At 45.4% G+C, this 17,578-nt stretch carries 14 protein-coding genes; 10 read left to right on the top strand and 4 right to left on the bottom strand.

Going from position 1 to position 17,578, the window contains the following annotated elements; genetic code table 11:
* Positions 1-95 precede the first annotated feature (95 nt).
* Both ppc and argE read right to left on the bottom strand, forming a co-directional pair.
* Entirely contained in the window at positions 96-2,729 is a 2,634-nt protein-coding gene (ppc, locus tag AWH66_RS16820; protein ID WP_063603980.1) for a phosphoenolpyruvate carboxylase, read from the bottom strand.
* Between the two features lie 182 nt (positions 2,730-2,911).
* Positions 2,912-4,051 carry an acetylornithine deacetylase gene (argE, locus tag AWH66_RS16815; protein WP_063603936.1) on the bottom strand — a complete coding sequence of 380 codons (1,140 nt, stop codon included), beginning with the start codon at positions 4,049-4,051 and terminating at the stop codon, positions 2,912-2,914.
* 181 nt (positions 4,052-4,232) lie between these two features.
* Here argE and argC point away from each other — a divergent pair, with 181 nt between their 5' ends.
* The 5 genes from argC to AWH66_RS16790 all read left to right on the top strand — a co-directional run bounded on the left by argC (position 4,233) and on the right by AWH66_RS16790 (position 10,144).
* On the top strand, positions 4,233-5,237 hold the full coding sequence (argC, locus tag AWH66_RS16810; RefSeq protein WP_063603937.1) for an N-acetyl-gamma-glutamyl-phosphate reductase: 1,005 nt from the start codon (positions 4,233-4,235) through the stop codon (positions 5,235-5,237).
* A 15-nt stretch (positions 5,238-5,252) separates the two neighbouring features.
* Positions 5,253-6,041 carry an acetylglutamate kinase gene (argB, locus tag AWH66_RS16805; protein ID WP_063603938.1) on the top strand — a complete coding sequence of 263 codons (789 nt, stop codon included), beginning with the start codon at positions 5,253-5,255 and terminating at the stop codon, positions 6,039-6,041.
* A gap of 81 nt (positions 6,042-6,122) precedes the next feature.
* Positions 6,123-7,340 (top strand): argininosuccinate synthase, encoded by a 1,218-nt coding sequence (locus tag AWH66_RS16800; protein ID WP_006071150.1) that lies wholly within the window; start codon positions 6,123-6,125, stop codon positions 7,338-7,340.
* 265 nt (positions 7,341-7,605) lie between these two features.
* The gene (argH, locus tag AWH66_RS16795; protein ID WP_062463057.1) at positions 7,606-9,480 is read left to right on the top strand and encodes an argininosuccinate lyase; all 1,875 of its coding nucleotides are present in this window, start codon (positions 7,606-7,608) and stop codon (positions 9,478-9,480) included.
* A gap of 307 nt (positions 9,481-9,787) precedes the next feature.
* Positions 9,788-10,144, top strand: coding sequence for a RidA family protein (locus AWH66_RS16790; protein WP_006071144.1), 357 nt, complete (start codon positions 9,788-9,790; stop codon positions 10,142-10,144).
* Positions 10,145-10,227: 83 nt separating this feature from the next.
* On the opposite strand, the gene AWH66_RS16785 is transcribed toward AWH66_RS16790, so the two are convergent.
* Positions 10,228-10,956, bottom strand: coding sequence for a redoxin family protein (locus AWH66_RS16785; protein ID WP_063603939.1), 729 nt, complete (start codon positions 10,954-10,956; stop codon positions 10,228-10,230).
* Positions 10,957-11,116: 160 nt separating this feature from the next.
* Between AWH66_RS16785 and oxyR the strand changes: the two genes are divergently transcribed.
* A complete protein-coding gene (gene oxyR / locus AWH66_RS16780) occupies positions 11,117-12,001 on the top strand; it encodes a DNA-binding transcriptional regulator OxyR (RefSeq protein ID WP_063603940.1) in 885 nt (294 codons plus the stop codon).
* A 97-nt stretch (positions 12,002-12,098) separates the two neighbouring features.
* On the opposite strand, the gene AWH66_RS16775 is transcribed toward oxyR, so the two are convergent.
* The gene (locus AWH66_RS16775; protein WP_063603941.1) at positions 12,099-14,747 is read right to left on the bottom strand and encodes a penicillin-binding protein 1A; all 2,649 of its coding nucleotides are present in this window, start codon (positions 14,745-14,747) and stop codon (positions 12,099-12,101) included.
* A 146-nt stretch (positions 14,748-14,893) separates the two neighbouring features.
* Between AWH66_RS16775 and pilM the strand changes: the two genes are divergently transcribed.
* From pilM to AWH66_RS16755, 4 genes are read left to right on the top strand one after another with little or no spacing between them, the layout of a single operon-like run.
* Positions 14,894-15,862, top strand: coding sequence for a pilus assembly protein PilM (gene pilM / locus AWH66_RS16770; RefSeq protein ID WP_063603942.1), 969 nt, complete (start codon positions 14,894-14,896; stop codon positions 15,860-15,862).
* A complete protein-coding gene (locus AWH66_RS16765) occupies positions 15,863-16,456 on the top strand; it encodes a PilN domain-containing protein (protein WP_063603943.1) in 594 nt (197 codons plus the stop codon). It abuts the gene before it with no gap.
* 6 nt (positions 16,457-16,462) lie between these two features.
* Positions 16,463-17,059, top strand: a complete 597-nt coding sequence (locus AWH66_RS16760) for a type IV pilus inner membrane component PilO (RefSeq protein ID WP_063603944.1) — start codon at positions 16,463-16,465, stop codon at positions 17,057-17,059.
* The gene (locus AWH66_RS16755; protein ID WP_063603945.1) at positions 17,043-17,555 is read left to right on the top strand and encodes a pilus assembly protein PilP; all 513 of its coding nucleotides are present in this window, start codon (positions 17,043-17,045) and stop codon (positions 17,553-17,555) included. Before AWH66_RS16760 ends, AWH66_RS16755 begins: the two co-directional genes overlap by 17 nt.
* The last annotated feature ends 23 nt before the right edge of the window (positions 17,556-17,578 follow it).

Below are 17,578 nucleotides of genomic sequence, written 5' to 3'. Positions count from 1 at the left end.
TTCAAAAAACTAACAAAACTCTCAATAAGTATGCCACTAAAAATAAAAGGCCGCAATGTGCGACCTTTTGTCTTTTTTGTAAAATAATATATCGCCTAACCGGTATTTCGCATGCCTGCTGCGATGCCAGCGATAGTTACCATGAGTGCTTCTTCTAGTTCAACCTCAGTGTCTTCGCTTTGACGAGTGCGATACAACAGCTCAGCTTGAAGCATATTGAGTGGTTCGACATAGGTATTACGTAAGCGAATCGACTCTTGACCCCAAGGATCACTCTGCATTAGGTGGTTATGGTTCTCTACATTAAGTACTGCTTTGATGTCTTGCTGCAGTTGAGTTCGAAGCTTATCACCTAATGGTAATAGCTCTGGCGCAGCCAAGCGTTGGTCATAATAGCGTGAGATTTCCATATTACACTTGGTGTACACCATCTCTAACATGCCAAGACGAGTCGAGAAGAATGGCCATTCACGACACATTTCTTCCAGCAGAGCTTGGTGACCTTTATCAATGGAGTATTGAATTGCTTCTCCGGCACCTAACCATGCAGGCAGAACTAAGCGGTTTTGACTCCATGAGAAAATCCAAGGAATCGCACGTAAGCTTTCTACGCCGCCATTAGGGTTACGTTTCGCAGGACGAGAACCTAGTGGTAGTTTGCCCAGCTCAAGTTCAGGGGTAGCTTGACGGAAGTACGGAACAAAATCAGGTTCACCACGAACTACCTTACGATAAGCTTCACAAGACACTTCAGAGAGCACTTCCATTAGATCACGCCATGCCTGTTTTGGCTCTGGTGGTGGCAGAAGGTTAGCTTCTAGAATCGCGCTGGCGTATAAGTTAAAGCTGTTTACGGCAATCTCTGGTAAACCAAGCTTAAAGCGGATCATCTCGCCTTGCTCAGTTACGCGTAAGCCGCCTTTCAGGCTCTTAGGTGGTTGAGACAGCAGGGCTGCGTGTGCAGGTGCACCACCACGACCGATGGTACCGCCACGACCATGGAAGAGTGTGATATCGATACCGGCCTGTTCGCCTACTTCGACCAAGGATTCCATAGCGCTGTACTGCGCCCAGCCCGCCGACATAACACCGGCATCTTTGGCGGAGTCTGAGTAACCAATCATTACCATTTGATGGTTTTGAATGTAGCCGCGATACCAGTCGATATCGAACAGCTGCTTCATAACAGCTTCAGAATTATTCAGATCGTCTAGCGTTTCAAAGAGCGGACACACGTCCATACGGAACTTACAGCCACACTCTTGAAGAATCAGGTGTACGGCCAGTACATCAGAGGCAGTACGTGCCATAGAAATCACATAGGCACCGAAGGCTTCGCGAGATTGTGACGCGATAACACGGCAAGTATCCAAGACTTCTTGAACGTCTTCTGATGGTTCCCAATCACGAGGAAGTAGTGGACGCTTAGAGCTCAACTCATTGATAAGGAAAGATACTTTGTCTTGCTCGCTCCATTGATCATAGTCGCCTAGACCTAGGTAGCGTGTAAGCTCAGAGATAACGTCTGAGTGACGAGTACTTTCTTGACGAATATCGAGACGTACTAGGTGAACACCAAACGCTTTAACACGGCGCAGGGTATCCAGCAACGAACCGTCAGCAACGATAGCCATACCGCTTTCACGTAGTGACTTATAACACGCCATTAGCGGTTGCCAAAGTTGGTCGGCATCTTCGAGAATCGGTTTGTTTGGCACCTCTTGACGATTGATTTGTGCTTCAATCACTTCAAGGGTATTCATTAGCAACGTACGTACTGGTTTTAGAATTGCACGGTATGGTTCGTGTTGTTCGCCTGCAAGTTCACGAACTTGGTCGTTACATTTGACCATAGAGAGCTCAGTGATCAGCTCTTGGAAATCTTTCAGGTAAAGTTCTGCCGCTTTCCAGCGAGAGAGAAGCATGACTTCACGGGTAATCTTGTGAGTCACAAATGGGTTACCGTCGCGATCACCACCCATCCAAGATGAGAAATGCACCGGACGGGCATCAATTGGCAGACCTTCACCAAGGAAGCCTTTCAGCTTCTCATCAAATTCACGTAAGAACTCTGGTACTGCTTCCCATAGCGAGTTTTCAACAACCGCAAAGCCCCATTTTGCTTCATCAAGTGGCGTTGGTCGTTGCTGACGAATCACGTCTGAGTGCCAGCTCTGGGCAATCAATTGTTCAAGACGACGCTCAGTTCTTTTGCGTTCTTTAACTGAAAGTTCGTTTAGCTCTAGTTTGGATAAGCACTCATTGATTTTCACCAGCTTGTTAATCATGGTGCGACGAGTGATTTCGGTTGGGTGAGCCGTTAGCACAAGTTCGATATTAAGGTCACGAACCGCTTGAGCGCTATCGAGCTTGCTGATGTTTTCTTGGCTTAGTTTTGAAAATAGTGACGAAATTGGATCCGGTTCACACACATCTGCTTCACAGCTACGTGAAATGGTGTGGTATTGATCGGCAATGTTGGTCAAGTTTAGAAATTGGTTGAATGCACGAGCGACAGGTGTGAGTTGCTCATTCGGCAGGTTGGTAATTTCTTCGATTAGTAATTCACGATCGGCTTCATTGCCTGCACGCACAACGGATTTGGAAAGCTTACGAATCTTCTCTACTTTCTCGAGAATCTCGTCTCCATGCGCTTCCTTGATGGTGTTACCCAACAAGTGCCCTAGCATCCTAACATTGCTCTTCAATGGGGCATATTTTTCGTTCATAGTCGTCCTGCCTTGTAATTTAACTACATCCATTATTCCTTCTCAGCCTCACAATCTAGCTAAAAATGCTAGTGCGAGTCAAATAAAGTAAACCAAGTTTGCGTTTATCGTGTTGGCACGAAATCCGCACGCTTAGTGAACTTTATTCATTAAATTGTTGAAATTTTATTACAGGTTGTAAGCTACTCGAAACAATATTGGCGTATAGATTTAGCCAAAATATTGATGGTTGGATCGATAAAATCGAAACTCAAGAACTCATCAGGTTGGTGTGCTTGGTCAATAGAGCCAGGTCCAAGCACCAAAGTAGGGCACAATTGCTGTAAGAATGGCGCTTCAGTACAGTAGTTAACGGTTTCTGACGGGGTTTCGCAGAGTGTCTCCATCCCAGCAACAAACGGATGATGGTGATCACACTCGTATCCGGGAATAGGCTCATGTAACGCAGTAATAGATAATCTGCCTGGCCATTTAGCCTCGACCTCTTTTAATGCATCTCGTAACAAATTATCCAGTCCATCTAAGCTAATTCCCGGTAGCGGTCTGACGTCATAATGCAGCTCACAGCAGCCACAAATGCGGTTGGCACTGTCGCCACCGTGAATATGTCCAAGGTTCAAGGTTGGGCTAGGTATCGCAAATCCAGGGTGGTGGTATTCTTTGATTAAGCGGTCACGCAGTTTCATCATGGCAAACAACACTTCGTGCATAATCTCAATCGCATTAACACCAAGCGCAGGATCTGACGAGTGACCGGACTTTCCTGTTACACGAATGGCGTTAGCAACATGCCCTTTATGACCGCGGATAGGCACCAAACTGGTTGGTTCGCCAATAATGCAATAATCAGGTTTGAAAGGTGCATTATCCGTAAAGTGTCGTGCGCCCAGCATTGTGGTTTCTTCATCACACGTCGCTAAGACATAAAGAGGTTTGGTCTGTTTGCTCCAATCAATTTTCTTCACTGCTTCGTAAATGAAGGCGAAGAAGCCCTTCATATCTGCCGTTCCTAGACCATAGAAGCGATTGTTGGCTTCGGTTAGATCATGAGGGTTAAAGCTCCAGCGGCCCTCATCAAAAGGTACGGTGTCGCTATGGCCAGCTAAGAGTAAGCCGCCTTCACCTTGGCCTTTCTTCGCAATCATATTGAATTTATTCGGCTCAACCTCAACCACTTCAACGTCAAAGCCAAGATCCTTCATCCAAGTCGCCAGCTTTTCGATGACTTTTGCATTGCCATGGTCCCAACTAGGATCGGTGGAGCTGATCGAAGGAGTGCTAATTAGGCCTTTGTAGACCTCTAAAAAACTGGGTAATTGCATATTATCTTCGCTTCTACTGTTGACAGATTAATCTTAAGACGGTAAAACACATATTAAATCAAAATTAATGAATAAAAAATCAATTAATGAGCTTTTTTTTATATTTATAGTCATTAATTGCCATGTTCATAAACCGATATAACAAGCCTAGTTCAACAGACTCATTAACGGATGTAGAGAAATGCTGAAAACCACCATTATTGGCGCAACGGGATACACAGGAGCGGAGCTCGCTCTTATGGTCACAAAACACCCTGAACTCACGCTATCAGGTTTATACGTGTCCGCCAATAGTGTGGATGCAGGTAAGCCGATTTCACAATTGCACGGCAAACTTGCAGGCTTAGTCGATATGTCGGTTCAACCATTAAACGACGTCAAAAAGGCGGCAAGTGAATGCGATATTGTTTTCCTTGCCACAGCGCATGAAGTCAGTCATGACTTGGCGCCAGAGTTTTTAGCTCAAGGTTGCCAAGTGTTTGACTTATCAGGTGCTTATCGCGTTAAAGCCGACGATTTTTATACCACGTTCTACGGCTTTGAGCACCAAAATGAAAGCTGGTTGGACAAGGCAGCGTATGGCTTAGCTGAGTGGAATGCACAAGATATCGAGCAAGCTCAATTGGTTGCTGTTCCGGGATGTTATCCAACCGCTTCGCAACTGGCTATTAAGCCTTTGCTGGAAGCTGGCATTATCGATACCCAAATGTGGCCAGTGATTAACGCAACCAGTGGAGTGACAGGTGCGGGCCGCAAAGCGACCATGACCAATAGCTTTTGTGAAGTGAGCCTGCAACCATACGGGTTGTTCAATCACAGGCATCAGCCAGAGATTGCCACGCACTTGGGTTGTGATGTGATCTTTACGCCTCATTTAGGCAACTTTAAACGTGGCATCCTTGCAACGATTACCATGAAGCTCAATGAGGGTGTGACTGAGGAACAAGTGGAAGCTGCATTCGCGTCTGCGTATCAAGGACAGCCTGGTGTACGCGTTAAAGGTAATGTGATTCCAAGAATTCAAGATGTTGAGAACACCCCTTTCTGCGACTTAGGTTGGAAGCTACAGGGTCAACATATCATCGTTGTTTCAGCCATTGATAACTTGCTAAAAGGGGCATCGAGCCAAGCAATGCAGTGCTTAAACATTAAAAACCAGTTTGCCCAGTTAACGGCACTTATCTAGAGCGAGGAAAGCGGTATGAGTAATCAAAATACGCCATTAGTTATCAAATTAGGTGGTGCTGCGCTGTCTTGTTCACAGACTCTGGGGCAACTGTTTGCAGCAATTTCTGATTATCAGAAACAAGCGCAACGCGAGATTGTGATTGTTCATGGTGGTGGCTATCTGGTGGATGATTTAATGAAGCAATTGAATCTTCCAACAGTAAAAAAGCAAGGGCTACGTGTTACTCCTTACGACCAAATTCCATTGATTGCTGGTGCACTGGCTGGTACTGCCAACAAGTTGCTTCAAGGTGATGCCATCAAAGCGGGTATTAACGCGGTAGGTTTGAGCCTTGCTGATGGTGGTTTGTGTGAAGTGAGCGAGCTGGATCCTGAGCTAGGTGCTGTTGGTAGTGCGAAACCAGGTAACCCTGCGGTATTACAAGCTGTCCTCAAAACCGGTGCTCTGCCTATCATTAGCTCCATCGGTCTTGATAACCAAGGTCAGCTAATGAATATTAATGCGGACCAAGCGGCTGTCGCTGTAGCAGGTGCATTAGATGCGGAATTAGTCCTTCTCTCTGATGTAAGTGGAGTATTAGATGGCAAAGGTCATTTGTTGCCGAGCTTAACTCAGCAAGAGGCAGATGCCTTGATTGAAGGCAAAGTGATTACCGACGGCATGATCGTTAAAGTTCAAGCTGCTCTGGAAGCGGCGAACGATCTTGGCCGTCCAATTGAAGTCGCCACGTGGCGTTATCCGAATAAGTTAGTCGAATTGTTTGCCGGTAAAAGTATCGGCACCCAGTTCGTACCCAATTGATTTTTGTTAAAACAGTTATCTGAATAGTTGAGTAACCCGAGGCACTGACCGCCAAAATCAGGCTCGGACAAGGAGAGAAACATGAGCAAACCATCTGTAAAAAAAGTTGTTGTAGCCTATTCCGGCGGTCTGGATACGTCTGTGATCATTCCATGGCTAAAAGAAAACTATGACTGTGAAGTTGTGGCATTCGTGGCGGATGTTGGTCAGGGCGAAGAAGAGCTTATCGGCATTGAAGAAAAAGCCAAAGCATCGGGTGCATCAGAGTGTTATATCGCTGACCTTAAAGAAGAAATGGTCGCAGATTATATCTTCCCTACGTTAAAAACGGGCGCGTATTACGAAGGCAAATATCTACTAGGCACGTCAATGGCACGTCCTATCATTGCGAAGGCTCAGGTTGAAGTGGCACGTAAAGTAGGCGCGGACGCACTGTGTCATGGCTGTACAGGTAAGGGTAATGACCAAGTTCGTTTTGAAGGTGCATTTGCAGCGCTTGCTCCTGACCTAAAAGTGATAGCACCTTGGCGTGAATGGGATCTCGTTAGCCGTGAGGAGTGCTTAGACTATCTGGCTGAACGTAATATTCCATGTACTGCTTCTCTAACTAAGATTTACTCACGTGATGCGAACGCATGGCATATCTCTACAGAAGGTGGTGTTCTAGAAGATACTTGGAATGCGCCAAATGAAGATTGCTGGGTATGGACTGTTGACCCAGAGCAAGCGCCAAACGAAGCGGAGTATGTGACTTTAGAAGTGAAACAAGGTGAAGTCGTTGCTGTCGATGGTGAGCAAATGACGCCATACAATGCGCTAGTGTACCTAAATGAAAAAGGCGCGAAGCACGGTGTTGGTCGTATTGATATCGTTGAAAACCGTTTAGTTGGCATGAAGTCTCGTGGTTGCTATGAAACTCCGGGAGGCACTATTATGATGGAAGCGCTGCGTGCGGTTGAGCAACTTGTTTTGGATAAAACGTCGTTTGAGTTTCGTGAAGAGCTAGGCATAAAAGCGTCGCACCTTGTTTATGATGGTCGTTGGTTTACGCCGCTATGTAAGTCAATTCTTGCGGCGTCAGAAGAGCTTGCTCAAGACGTTAACGGCGAAGTCGTTATCAAACTATACAAAGGTCAAGCGATTGTGACGCAAAAGCGCAGTGTGAACAGCCTATACTGCGAAGAGTTTGCTACGTTTGGTGAAGATGAAGTGTATGACCAAAGTCATGCAGAAGGCTTTATCCGCCTGTATTCACTTTCAAGCCGTATCCGTGCTCTTAACGAAGTGAAGAGAAAGTAATCTTATATCACTCTGCATGAGATCTCATGCTTCGCTATACTGATTGAAATAAAGAAACCCATTTGATATCAAATGGGTTTCTTGTTTTTTGCCGCAGCGTCAGTCACTAAATTGATTTATTCTGAATATTTATGTGGAATAAATGAATTTTTACTTTATTTTTAATTCAATTTGCCGTAAGTTGAACCCTAACAATAAAGAAACTGAGTTGCATCAGATTCAAGCCGAACAAAGCAGTGAAGATTGAGCAGTTAGGAGAGACACGATGGCATTATGGGGCGGAAGATTTACCCAAGCAGCAGATACGAGATTCAAAGACTTTAATGATTCATTGCGCTTTGACTACCGACTTGCTGAGCAAGACATTGTTGGCTCAATTGCTTGGTCAAAAGCGTTGGTATCGGTGGATGTATTAACTGAGGAAGAACAGCAAAAGCTTGAGTTGGCATTAAACGAACTTAAGCTTGAGGTCATGGAGAACCCTAAGCAAATCTTACGCTCTGATGCGGAAGATATTCATAGCTGGGTTGAACAACAGCTTATTAGCAAAGTCGGCGACCTCGGCAAAAAACTGCATACTGGACGTTCCCGTAATGACCAAGTAGCGACCGATTTAAAGTTATGGTGTCGTCAGCAAGGTCAACAACTATTACTCGGTTTAGACAGACTGCAATCGCAAATGGTTGAGGTGGCGAGAGTCCATCAAGACACGGTGCTTCCTGGTTATACTCACTTGCAGCGTGCTCAACCTGTGACTTTTGCCCATTGGTGTTTGGCGTACGTAGAGATGTTTGAGCGTGATTATTCGCGTTTAGAAGATGCCATCAAGCGTCTGGATACATGCCCATTAGGCTCTGGAGCACTTGCTGGGACGGCTTATCCGATGGATCGTGAGCAGCTGGCTCATAACCTTGGTTTCAGAAGAGCAACACGTAATAGTCTGGACTCCGTCTCAGACCGTGACCATGTTATGGAGCTGATGTCGATAGCATCTATATCGATGTTGCACCTATCTCGTCTCGCTGAAGACATGATCTTCTATAATTCTGGTGAATCTAATTTCATTGAGCTCGCTGATACAGTGACGTCTGGTTCTTCTCTAATGCCACAGAAAAAGAACCCGGATGCGCTAGAGTTAATTCGTGGTAAAACGGGGCGTGTCTATGGTTCATTGGCTGGCATGATGATGACGGTAAAGGCGTTGCCGCTTGCTTATAACAAAGACATGCAGGAAGACAAAGAAGGTCTATTCGATGCACTAGATACCTGGAACGACTGCATGGAAATGGCAGCACTGTGTTTTGATGGTATCAAGGTAAACGGTGAACGTACTCTTGAAGCGGCGAAGCAAGGTTATGCAAACTCGACCGAGCTTGCTGATTATCTGGTTGCTAAAGGTATTCCGTTCCGTGAGGCACACCATATTGTTGGCGTTGCGGTCGTGAGTGCAATTGCTAAAGGCTGTGCTCTAGAAGAATTATCTATTGCTGAGCTGCAAGAGTTCTCTCCAGTTATTGAACAAGACGTGTATGACATTCTTACCATTGAAAGTTGTCTTGAGAAACGTAGTGCCTTAGGTGGTGTTGCGCCTCAGCAAGTGGCTTATGCAGTTGACCAGGCAGAGAAGCGTCTAAGTGCTCGTGATAACTCGGCGGTGAAAGTCCGTTCAGCAAGACTCACTGATATCGATGCGTTGGAAAGCATGGTGGCTTATTGGGCCAACCTTGGAGAGAACTTACCGCGCAGTCGTAATGAACTGGTGCGTGACATTGGCTCATTTGCGGTAGCAGAGCATCATGGGGAAGTGACAGGTTGTGCATCCTTGTATGTGTATGACTCAGGACTGGCTGAAATTCGCTCACTAGGTGTCGAAGCAGGTTGGCAAGGTCAAGGACAAGGTACTGCTATTGTGCAACACCTTGTTGAGAAAGCGCGTAAGATGGCGATTAAGAAAGTCTTTGTGCTGACCCGTACGCCAGAGTTCTTTATGAAGCATGACTTCATTCCAACGTCGAAGACGCTATTGCCTGAGAAAGTACTGAAAGACTGTGATCAGTGTCCAAGACAGCATGCTTGTGATGAGGTAGCGTTGGAAGTTAACTTAGTCGAGCAAATAATTACTAAGATGAATGTTGCCTAACTTATTGAAAAATAAGTGAGTAAGAAAAAGATCGAAAAAACTTTAAAAAAAGATCATTTTTCTGGGAACAAATAAGAAAAGGCGCGGTCTATTAAAGTACCACTGCTTTTTCTTAGAAGAATCTAAGAAGGCCCCGAGTCAAGGTTGACTACGGGGCTTTTTTCTTTCTGCCGTTCGGCTAATCCTTGATTGAATTCTGTTATCGCCAAGCATGTCACAGTGTAGCCGTGTTGAACTGCTATCGAATCCGTTAGAATACGCTTTCCTGTTTCACTATAAGCCGTCCTCTGAGACTAAGAAGAGAAGAATGATTGAACGCATCCATACGAAAGAGCGCATGAGCCGCATTGTTAAGCACAACGGTACTATTTACCTATGTGGTCAGGTTTGTGCAGACGCGACGAAAGATATTACAGAGCAGACACAAACCATGCTCGATAAGGTTGAAGCATTGCTCTTGGAAGCAGGTAGTGACAAAGAGCACATGCTGTCTGCAACTATCTACCTAAAAGACATGCAAGATTTCCAAGCAATGAATGCGGTATGGGATGCTTGGGTTCCAGCTGGTTTTGCTCCAGCTCGTGCTTGTGTGACCGGCGATATGGCGCGCGAAGCTTTGTTGGTAGAGATTTCTGTTATTGCTGCTGAAATTGAGACAAAGTAAGCCAAACGCTGCCCTAATATGAAACCAAAAAGCGAGCCCAAAATGGGGCTCGCTTTTTAATATCTATTTGACTGTAAGAAGCCTTAGCCTAGATGGGCTTCTAGCTCTTCGCTACCGCCGATGTGTTTACCACCGATAAAGACTTGCGGAACCGTAGTACGGCCAGAGATAGCGCGCAGGGTTACCGTTGTTGCATCCTTACCCAGAATGATCTCTTCATATTGCAAGCCGTGGTCAATCAAGTTCTGTTTTGCTTTCATGCAGAATGGACAACCAGGCTTACTGAATACTGTGATTGATTCTTGAGTTCGGTAATCAGGTGCAATGTAGCTCAACATAGTATCTGCGTCAGAGACTTTGAACGGGTCGCCCGGCTCGTTTGGTTCGATGAACATTTTTTCTACGATGCCATCTTTCACCAACATGCTGTAGCGCCATGAGCGCTTACCAAAGCCAAGATCGTTTTTATCAACCAGCATACCCATGCCTTCAGTGAAGTCACCATTGCCATCTGGGATGAAGGTGATGTTCTCTGCTTCTTGGTCGTTCTTCCAAGCGTTCATTACAAATGTATCATTTACAGATACACAAAGAATTTCATCTACGCCATGCTCTTTGAATACAGGAAACAGTTCATTGTAACGTGGTAAGTGGCTAGAAGAACAAGTCGGTGTGAAAGCACCCGGCAAGCTGAATACGATAACCGTTTTACCTTTGAACAGTTCATCAGTGGTGACATTAACCCATGCCTCTCCTTGACGAGTTGGGAATGTTACTTGAGGAACAGCTTGGCCTTCTTTGGATGCAAACATAATCTTGTCCTTATGGAATCTTAAATTCGATTAACTTGAAAATCTCTGTGAGCTTAGCGTTACTGCTGTGCTTCGTTGGGACCATTATCGAAAAAATGGATTGATAGTTCTAATCGTTTATTGTTATGGTATCGATAGCTATAATCTATCGGAGTCAGCAATGAACATTCGCGATTTTGAGTACCTCGTCGCCCTAGCGGAACACAAGCATTTTCGTAAGGCAGCTGAGGCTTGTTTTGTCAGTCAACCAACCTTAAGTGGTCAAATTCGTAAACTCGAAGATGAAATTGGTACCTCATTGCTTGAACGCAGCAGTCGAAGAGTGTTATTCACCGATGCGGGTTTGCAGTTGGTGGAACAGGCTAAACGCGTGTTAAAAGAAGTGAAAACGTTTTGTGAGATGGCGGCAGGGCAGAGCGGTGAAATGACTGGGCCTATGCATATTGGTTTCATTCCAACCGTTGGGCCTTATTTACTTCCTAAGATCATCCCTAAGCTGAAAGATGCGTTTCCGGAGCTAGAGCTTTATTTGCATGAAGCGCAAACTCATCAGCTAGTAAGACAGTTGGAAGAAGGTAAACTGGATTGTTTAGTTCTGGCTTCGGTACCCGAAACGGCACCTTTTAAAGAAATTGAAGTGTATAACGAGCCAATGAGTGTGGCTGTACCTTGTGATCATGAATGGGCTAACAAGGACCAAATCGAAATGGCAGAGTTGAACGGCCAGACCGTACTCTCATTAGGCGATGGACACTGTTTGCGCGACCAAGCATTAGGTTTCTGTTTTGCTGCTGGTGCTCGGGATGATGAGCGTTTTAAGGCGACGAGCCTTGAGACTCTGCGAAATATGGTGGCAGCTGGCGCAGGTATTACTTTATTGCCAGAACTCTCCTTACCGGCTGAAAAAGTGAAAGATGGTGTTTGTTATGTGACTGCCATTAATCCAACGCCTTCTCGAAGCATTGTTCTTGCGTATCGACCGGGATCGCCGCTTCGCGCAAGGTTTGAGAAACTAGCGAAGGCAATTACCGAGTATTTAGGTTAACGATCAGCCTAGCTGTGTTGATATTGCTTAAAATGACAATTTTCAGATATCAAAAAGGGGCGTAAACGCCCCTTTCTTCTTAATTTATCGTTCAAACTTAGAACAGACTATCGCCGCCCGATTCATCACTTGAATACAAAGTGTCAGTGAGACTGTCTTGTACATACTCTTTTGGTTCGGTACCAATTTTAAAGTATTCAAACATGGTAGAACCATCGGTCTTATTGGTTAGCATTCCGGAATCACGATCAATACGAACACGGGTAATGTCATTCGGGATTTGCTTCGCTTGTTGAGGGTGACCTTCTAAAGCAATATGCATAAAATCAACCCAAGCTGGTTGCGCAGTCTTAGCACCAGCTTCAGCTCCAGTAATTTGGTCTTTACCTAAGTTCGGGTTTGCGGTGGTGCGACCAAGCTTACGCTGGTGGTCATCAAAGCCAACCCACGCAGTGGCAACAATACCTGGACCATAACCGTTGTACCATGCATCTTTCGAGTCATTGGTAGTACCGGTTTTACCGCCGATATCACGACGTTTGAGCTTCTGAGCACGCCAGCCAGTGCCGTTCCAGCCAGTACCTTCTCGCCAGTTACCGCCACCCCAGACGTTGCTGTAGAGCATTTCTCTAGTTAAGAACGCAGTTTGTTCCGACAGAACTTTTGGTGCATAGCGTGGTTCGTCCGAGTTCATGTCCTCTTCATTGAACTGAGCGATGTCGACTGGCGTAAGCTCTGTCGCATTTGTCGCTTCTTCAATGCTTGGTGCTGCACTGTCATCCTTGCTTGCACTGTTCATTTCTGGTGCTTGCATTTGTGGACAGTCTTGGTGGCACACTACTTTTGGATTCGCTTCGAACTCGACCTTACCAAATGGGTCCTCAACCTTACTGATGTAATAAGGCTCTACATAGTAGCCACCATTGGCAAACACTGAGAAACCCTGTGCCATCTGGATTGGAGTCAAACTGCCTGCACCTAGAGCAATCGTTTCTGAACGTGGTAGCTTCGATTTATCAAAGCCAAAACGAGTCAGGTAATCACGAGTTTCATCTAAGCCAACTTCACGTAATACTCGTACCGCCATGACGTTCTTAGATTGTGCTAGGCCGATTCTTAGACGAGTAGGACCTGTATAGGTCGGTGGTGAGTTTTTCGGGCGCCATGCGGTACCAGCACTTTTGTCCCATTTGTTAATTGGAGCATCATTGACTAGGCTTGCAAGTGTCATCCCTTTATCCAATGCAGCAGCATAGATAAATGGTTTGATACTAGAACCAACTTGTCTTACCGACTGAGTAGCACGGTTAAACTTGCTGTGAACAAAGTTAAAACCACCAACTAAAGAAAGCACAGCACCATTTTCAGGGTTGATAGCGACGAAAGCGGTATTTGCATTCGGAACCTGGCTTAAGCGCCATGTAATCGCTACGGGTTCTGGTGCCTCACCTTCTTCGGTTTGTACTTCTTTATCTTCAGGAGCTACATCTGGCGTACCGTCTAAATCGGCAGCGCGTACCCAAATTTGCTGACCAACCGCTACGATATCTGACGCTGTTTTTGGTGCATCACCCTGACGGTCATCGGTTCTAAACTTACGTGCCCATTTCATGTTGTCCCAATCAATGGTCTGCTCGCCGTAGCTCTTAACGTATACCGTAGCTGTTTTACCTTCGACCTTCTCAACAACGGCGGGGCGTAGCTCGCCATACGTTGGTTGGCTGCGAAGATGCTTGGCGATTTCTTCTTGGCTCATTGCTGTTTGGCCTGGTTTCCAAAGTACTTTTTCAGCACCGCGATAACCGTGACGTTCATCGTAGCTAAGCAAGTTTTTGATGGCAGCAATATGAGCCGCTTTTTGCAGCTTAGAATCAATGGTTGTAGTGATGCGCATACCAGACTCATACGCGGCTTCACCATAACGATTTACCATCCAAGCGCGAGCGATTTCCGCAACATAAGGTGCACTGAGTTCGATTTCTGCACCATGATATTGAGAAATAATAGGTTCGCTACGAGCTTCATCAAATTGCGCTTGAGTGATGTACTTCTCTGACAACATACGAGAGAGCACCACGTTGCGGCGCTGCGTTGCACGCTCGACCGAATAGATCGGGTTCATTGTTGATGGCGCTTTAGGCAAGCCAGCCAGTACGGCAATTTCACTTAGCGTTAGGTCTTTAAGGTCGCGTCCAAAATAAGCTTGTGCTGCTGCACCAAAACCGTATGAGCGATAACCTAGGAAGATTTTATTGACGTACAACTCCATGATCTCTTGCTTGCTCAGCAATTGCTCAATGTGTACCGCAATAAAGATTTCTTTAATTTTACGCATAACCTTCTTCTCGTTAGATAAGAAGAAGTTACGAGCTAACTGTTGGGTAATGGTACTCGCACCTTGAGACGCGCTACCAGAAGCAATGACGGCTACTGCAGCACGTGTAATACCAATTGGGTCAAAACCATAGTGGTCGTAGTAGCGACTATCTTCCGTCGCAATCAGCGCATCGATAAGCTCTTGAGGGATCTCATCGTAAGATATTGGAATACGACGCTTTTCGCCAAACTGTGCGATCAACTTCCCATCTTGGCTAAACACCTGCATTGGAGTTTGTAGCTGTACATCTTTTAACGTTGCAACGTCGGGTAACTCAGGTTTTACGTAGTAGTAAAACCCGAAGATGGTACCGACTCCAAGCAGCATGCAAATCAATGCAAAAACCAACAGTCTCTTTATGAACTTCACCGGAGATTCCCTGATTAATTAAGGTTATGGGTAGGCAATTACTTGTACTCTAGACCAAAAATTTACCTATTAGGGTTAATTAACGCTTATTTGAGCGTCGATCTCAACCTTTTCACGTTGTTAATGCATTCGTTGAGGTTATTTAAATGGCAAGAAAATGGATTACAGGTATCGATATCGGTCATCACAGTACGAAAGCAGTCGTGCTGACGTATGAAGGTTCTGACATCAAAATTGTAAACCAACTAGAGCTTAATGGTTGCGCCGCCATTTTCGCTGATCCCTATACGCTCAAACATCAAGAAACTGTTAAGAAACTTAAAATTCTCCGAAAGATCGTGCCCATTTTCCGTAAACAGGCAGCCATAGCGATTCCAGAAAGTACCGTGGTGAGCAAAGTGATTAACCTGGACGCTAGACTTGTTAATGATGAACTTGAGTACGCCGTTCACCAAGCAATGAGCTATCAAACGCCGTATGATTCAGAGGCTTTAGCGATTGACTATGTCGCTGTGCCACATCCCAATCAAGAAAAAGCAGCCTACCAAGTTCATGTAGCGCGTCACAATATCATTAATAACTGGACTCAAGTGGTTAAAGCGCTTGGTTTTAAACCACTATTGATGAGCACCAATATTCATGCTTTGCGCAGTGTTCAGACGTTAGTGTTGACGACCTATCCACAGTTTAGTAATTGGGCATTATTGGATATAGGGCAAACCAAGGTGTCACTGCTGCCTCCGCTTCAACTGCCTTTGGAGCTGCACAAAGCTTGGGCTATAACGTGCGATCAAGATGCTCATCTCACTATTCAATCGCCCTATAACTCCGCTATCTCTACACATTTTGGGTCGGTGCTGCATAAAGTGATTGCGCAATTACAATTATTCCGTTCCATGCTTGAAGGGCGCCAAGTTGGAGGGTTGCTCCTTACTGGAGGTCATGTACAAGACAGTGATGTGGTGGGCTTGATTACCACCCGCACCAATATGAACGTTGAGTGCATCAATGACTATCTCACCTCACTGAGTGATAACCCATATAAATTAGGTAGTGCTTATGCTACCGCGTTGGGTATTGCGCTTAACGCGATTCACTGGACTCAGGAGCACTAAATGTCAGTGATTAATTTACTGCCTTGGCGTGAGCAGCGCCGTCGTCATCACCGACAGCGCTTTGTAGTATTGATCATCACTGCTGTATTAGGTGGCTATTTTGTCTCCACATTAGCGGTCCACCATCTCGAGTCGGAGGTGGCGATTCAGAATCAGCGTGTTGCCTATCTTCAGCAAGCTATTACTGAACAAAGGCAACGGATGAATCAGCTATCGGATGTCGCTACTCAATACGAAAATCTGCTGGAGCGTCTAGAGTTGGTGCAAACACTGCAAGTGGAACGAGGAAAAACGACAGCAGTAATGAATCTGATTCCAACGCTGATTCCCCAAGGTGTGTATATCGATAAGATTCGTATGCGAGGACAGCGTTTTAAACTGTTTGGTATCAGTGAAAATACAGCGCTGCTTGCCGAAATGCTGGAACGATTTGAACAGGAACCCACTGTTAGTTATGTCGAAATTCACTCTATTGTTCATGGGCGTCAGCGGTTTGATAAAAGCTACCAAGCATTTGAGCTCTCGTTTCAAGTGTCTCTGAGGACCTTGTTGTCGCCAGCACCAAATACGTCTCAGTCGAAAGAAGTGGGGTAACGACAAGTGTTGGACTTTGAACTGGATGACATAAAAGATTGGCCATTTAAACACCAGCTTATTATCGGTTTATTGGTTTTCATGTTATCGAGTTATGCATGTTTTTGGTTTACTGCAAAGTCTTCTTCTGATGACTTAGAACGAGCTGTGCAATTGGAACAGCGGTTAAAAATAGAGTTAAAAACAGCGGTCGCGCAAGCCGCGAGCCTACCTAATAAAAAGCAGCAACTTGAGCTGATGAGAAGTCATTATCAACGGTTACTTCATTTATTACCGGTCCAACAAGAACTCGCGAGGTTACTTGCGGGTGTTAACGAAGAAGGGCTGCACAACCAACTCACTTTCACTCGAATTGACTGGGGCAAGCGAGCTTCAGAACACTTTCTCTATAAGCTGCCAATAAATATAGAACTCACCGGAAATTACAACGACATAGGTCACTTTAGTCAGGCTATTGCCGAGTTATCTAGGATGGTGCTTATCGAAGATGGCGAGTGGCAGCGAGTGAGTCAGGAAAGCAGTGTATTACATTTCCGCGTACAAGCTGCAACCTATCAACTGCGTGAGGATTTTGGGGAGAGAGGTGATGCTGGTAAGAATTAGTTTGATGCTTATCAGCACTGCAGTGTTAATAGGTTGCCGAGCAAAACAGGAGTCATTGAACGAGTTCGTCACTCAGGTGTTGCGAGAGGCGCAAACAACAAAAGCTGATATGCCGCTTTTCCCTACTATCGAGGTCATCAAGTTTACGCCCACAAATCGGAGCTCCCCCTTTGATTTGCCTGCAATGATTCAGAATCATTCTCAATCTGTGGCCAACTTATCCTGCTGGCAGCCTAAGGTCCGCAGCAAAGTGTCTTTAGAGCGTTACTCGCTTAATGATATGCAATTGAAAGGAGTAATGGGGAAAGGGGAGCAGCGCAGAGGACTAGTGGCTTTACCTATAAATCGAATAGTGACAGTGAGCGTGGGACAATACATAGGTGAAAACCGTGGCCTAATTAAGCGGATAACAGCAGATAAGCTAATTATTCATGAGATGCTTCCCGATGGATTAGGGTGTTGGCGTCAAAGGCAAATCACATTGGCACTGAAGTAATGGAGATACAAATAGTGACGAGA

It is taken from the genome of Vibrio barjaei, from assembly GCF_001639065.2.
In the GTDB taxonomy this organism is placed as follows: Bacteria; Pseudomonadota; Gammaproteobacteria; order Enterobacterales; family Vibrionaceae; genus Vibrio; species Vibrio barjaei.
This window is presented reverse-complemented; position numbering and strand designations above follow the sequence as displayed.

Coding starts and splice junctions, on each gene's coding strand:
- pilM (WP_063603942.1), top strand. CDS start 14,894: ATGGCAAGAAAATGGATTACAGGTATCGATATCGGTCATCACAGTACG.
- ppc (WP_063603980.1), bottom strand. CDS start 2,729: ATGAACGAAAAATATGCCCCATTGAAGAGCAATGTTAGGATGCTAGGG.
- argE (WP_063603936.1), bottom strand. CDS start 4,051: ATGCAATTACCCAGTTTTTTAGAGGTCTACAAAGGCCTAATTAGCACT.
- argH (WP_062463057.1), top strand. CDS start 7,606: ATGGCATTATGGGGCGGAAGATTTACCCAAGCAGCAGATACGAGATTC.
- argB (WP_063603938.1), top strand. CDS start 5,253: ATGAGTAATCAAAATACGCCATTAGTTATCAAATTAGGTGGTGCTGCG.
- AWH66_RS16765 (WP_063603943.1), top strand. CDS start 15,863: ATGTCAGTGATTAATTTACTGCCTTGGCGTGAGCAGCGCCGTCGTCAT.
- argC (WP_063603937.1), top strand. CDS start 4,233: ATGCTGAAAACCACCATTATTGGCGCAACGGGATACACAGGAGCGGAG.
- AWH66_RS16790 (WP_006071144.1), top strand. CDS start 9,788: ATGATTGAACGCATCCATACGAAAGAGCGCATGAGCCGCATTGTTAAG.
- AWH66_RS16755 (WP_063603945.1), top strand. CDS start 17,043: ATGCTGGTAAGAATTAGTTTGATGCTTATCAGCACTGCAGTGTTAATA.
- AWH66_RS16785 (WP_063603939.1), bottom strand. CDS start 10,956: ATGTTTGCATCCAAAGAAGGCCAAGCTGTTCCTCAAGTAACATTCCCA.
- oxyR (WP_063603940.1), top strand. CDS start 11,117: ATGAACATTCGCGATTTTGAGTACCTCGTCGCCCTAGCGGAACACAAG.
- AWH66_RS16800 (WP_006071150.1), top strand. CDS start 6,123: ATGAGCAAACCATCTGTAAAAAAAGTTGTTGTAGCCTATTCCGGCGGT.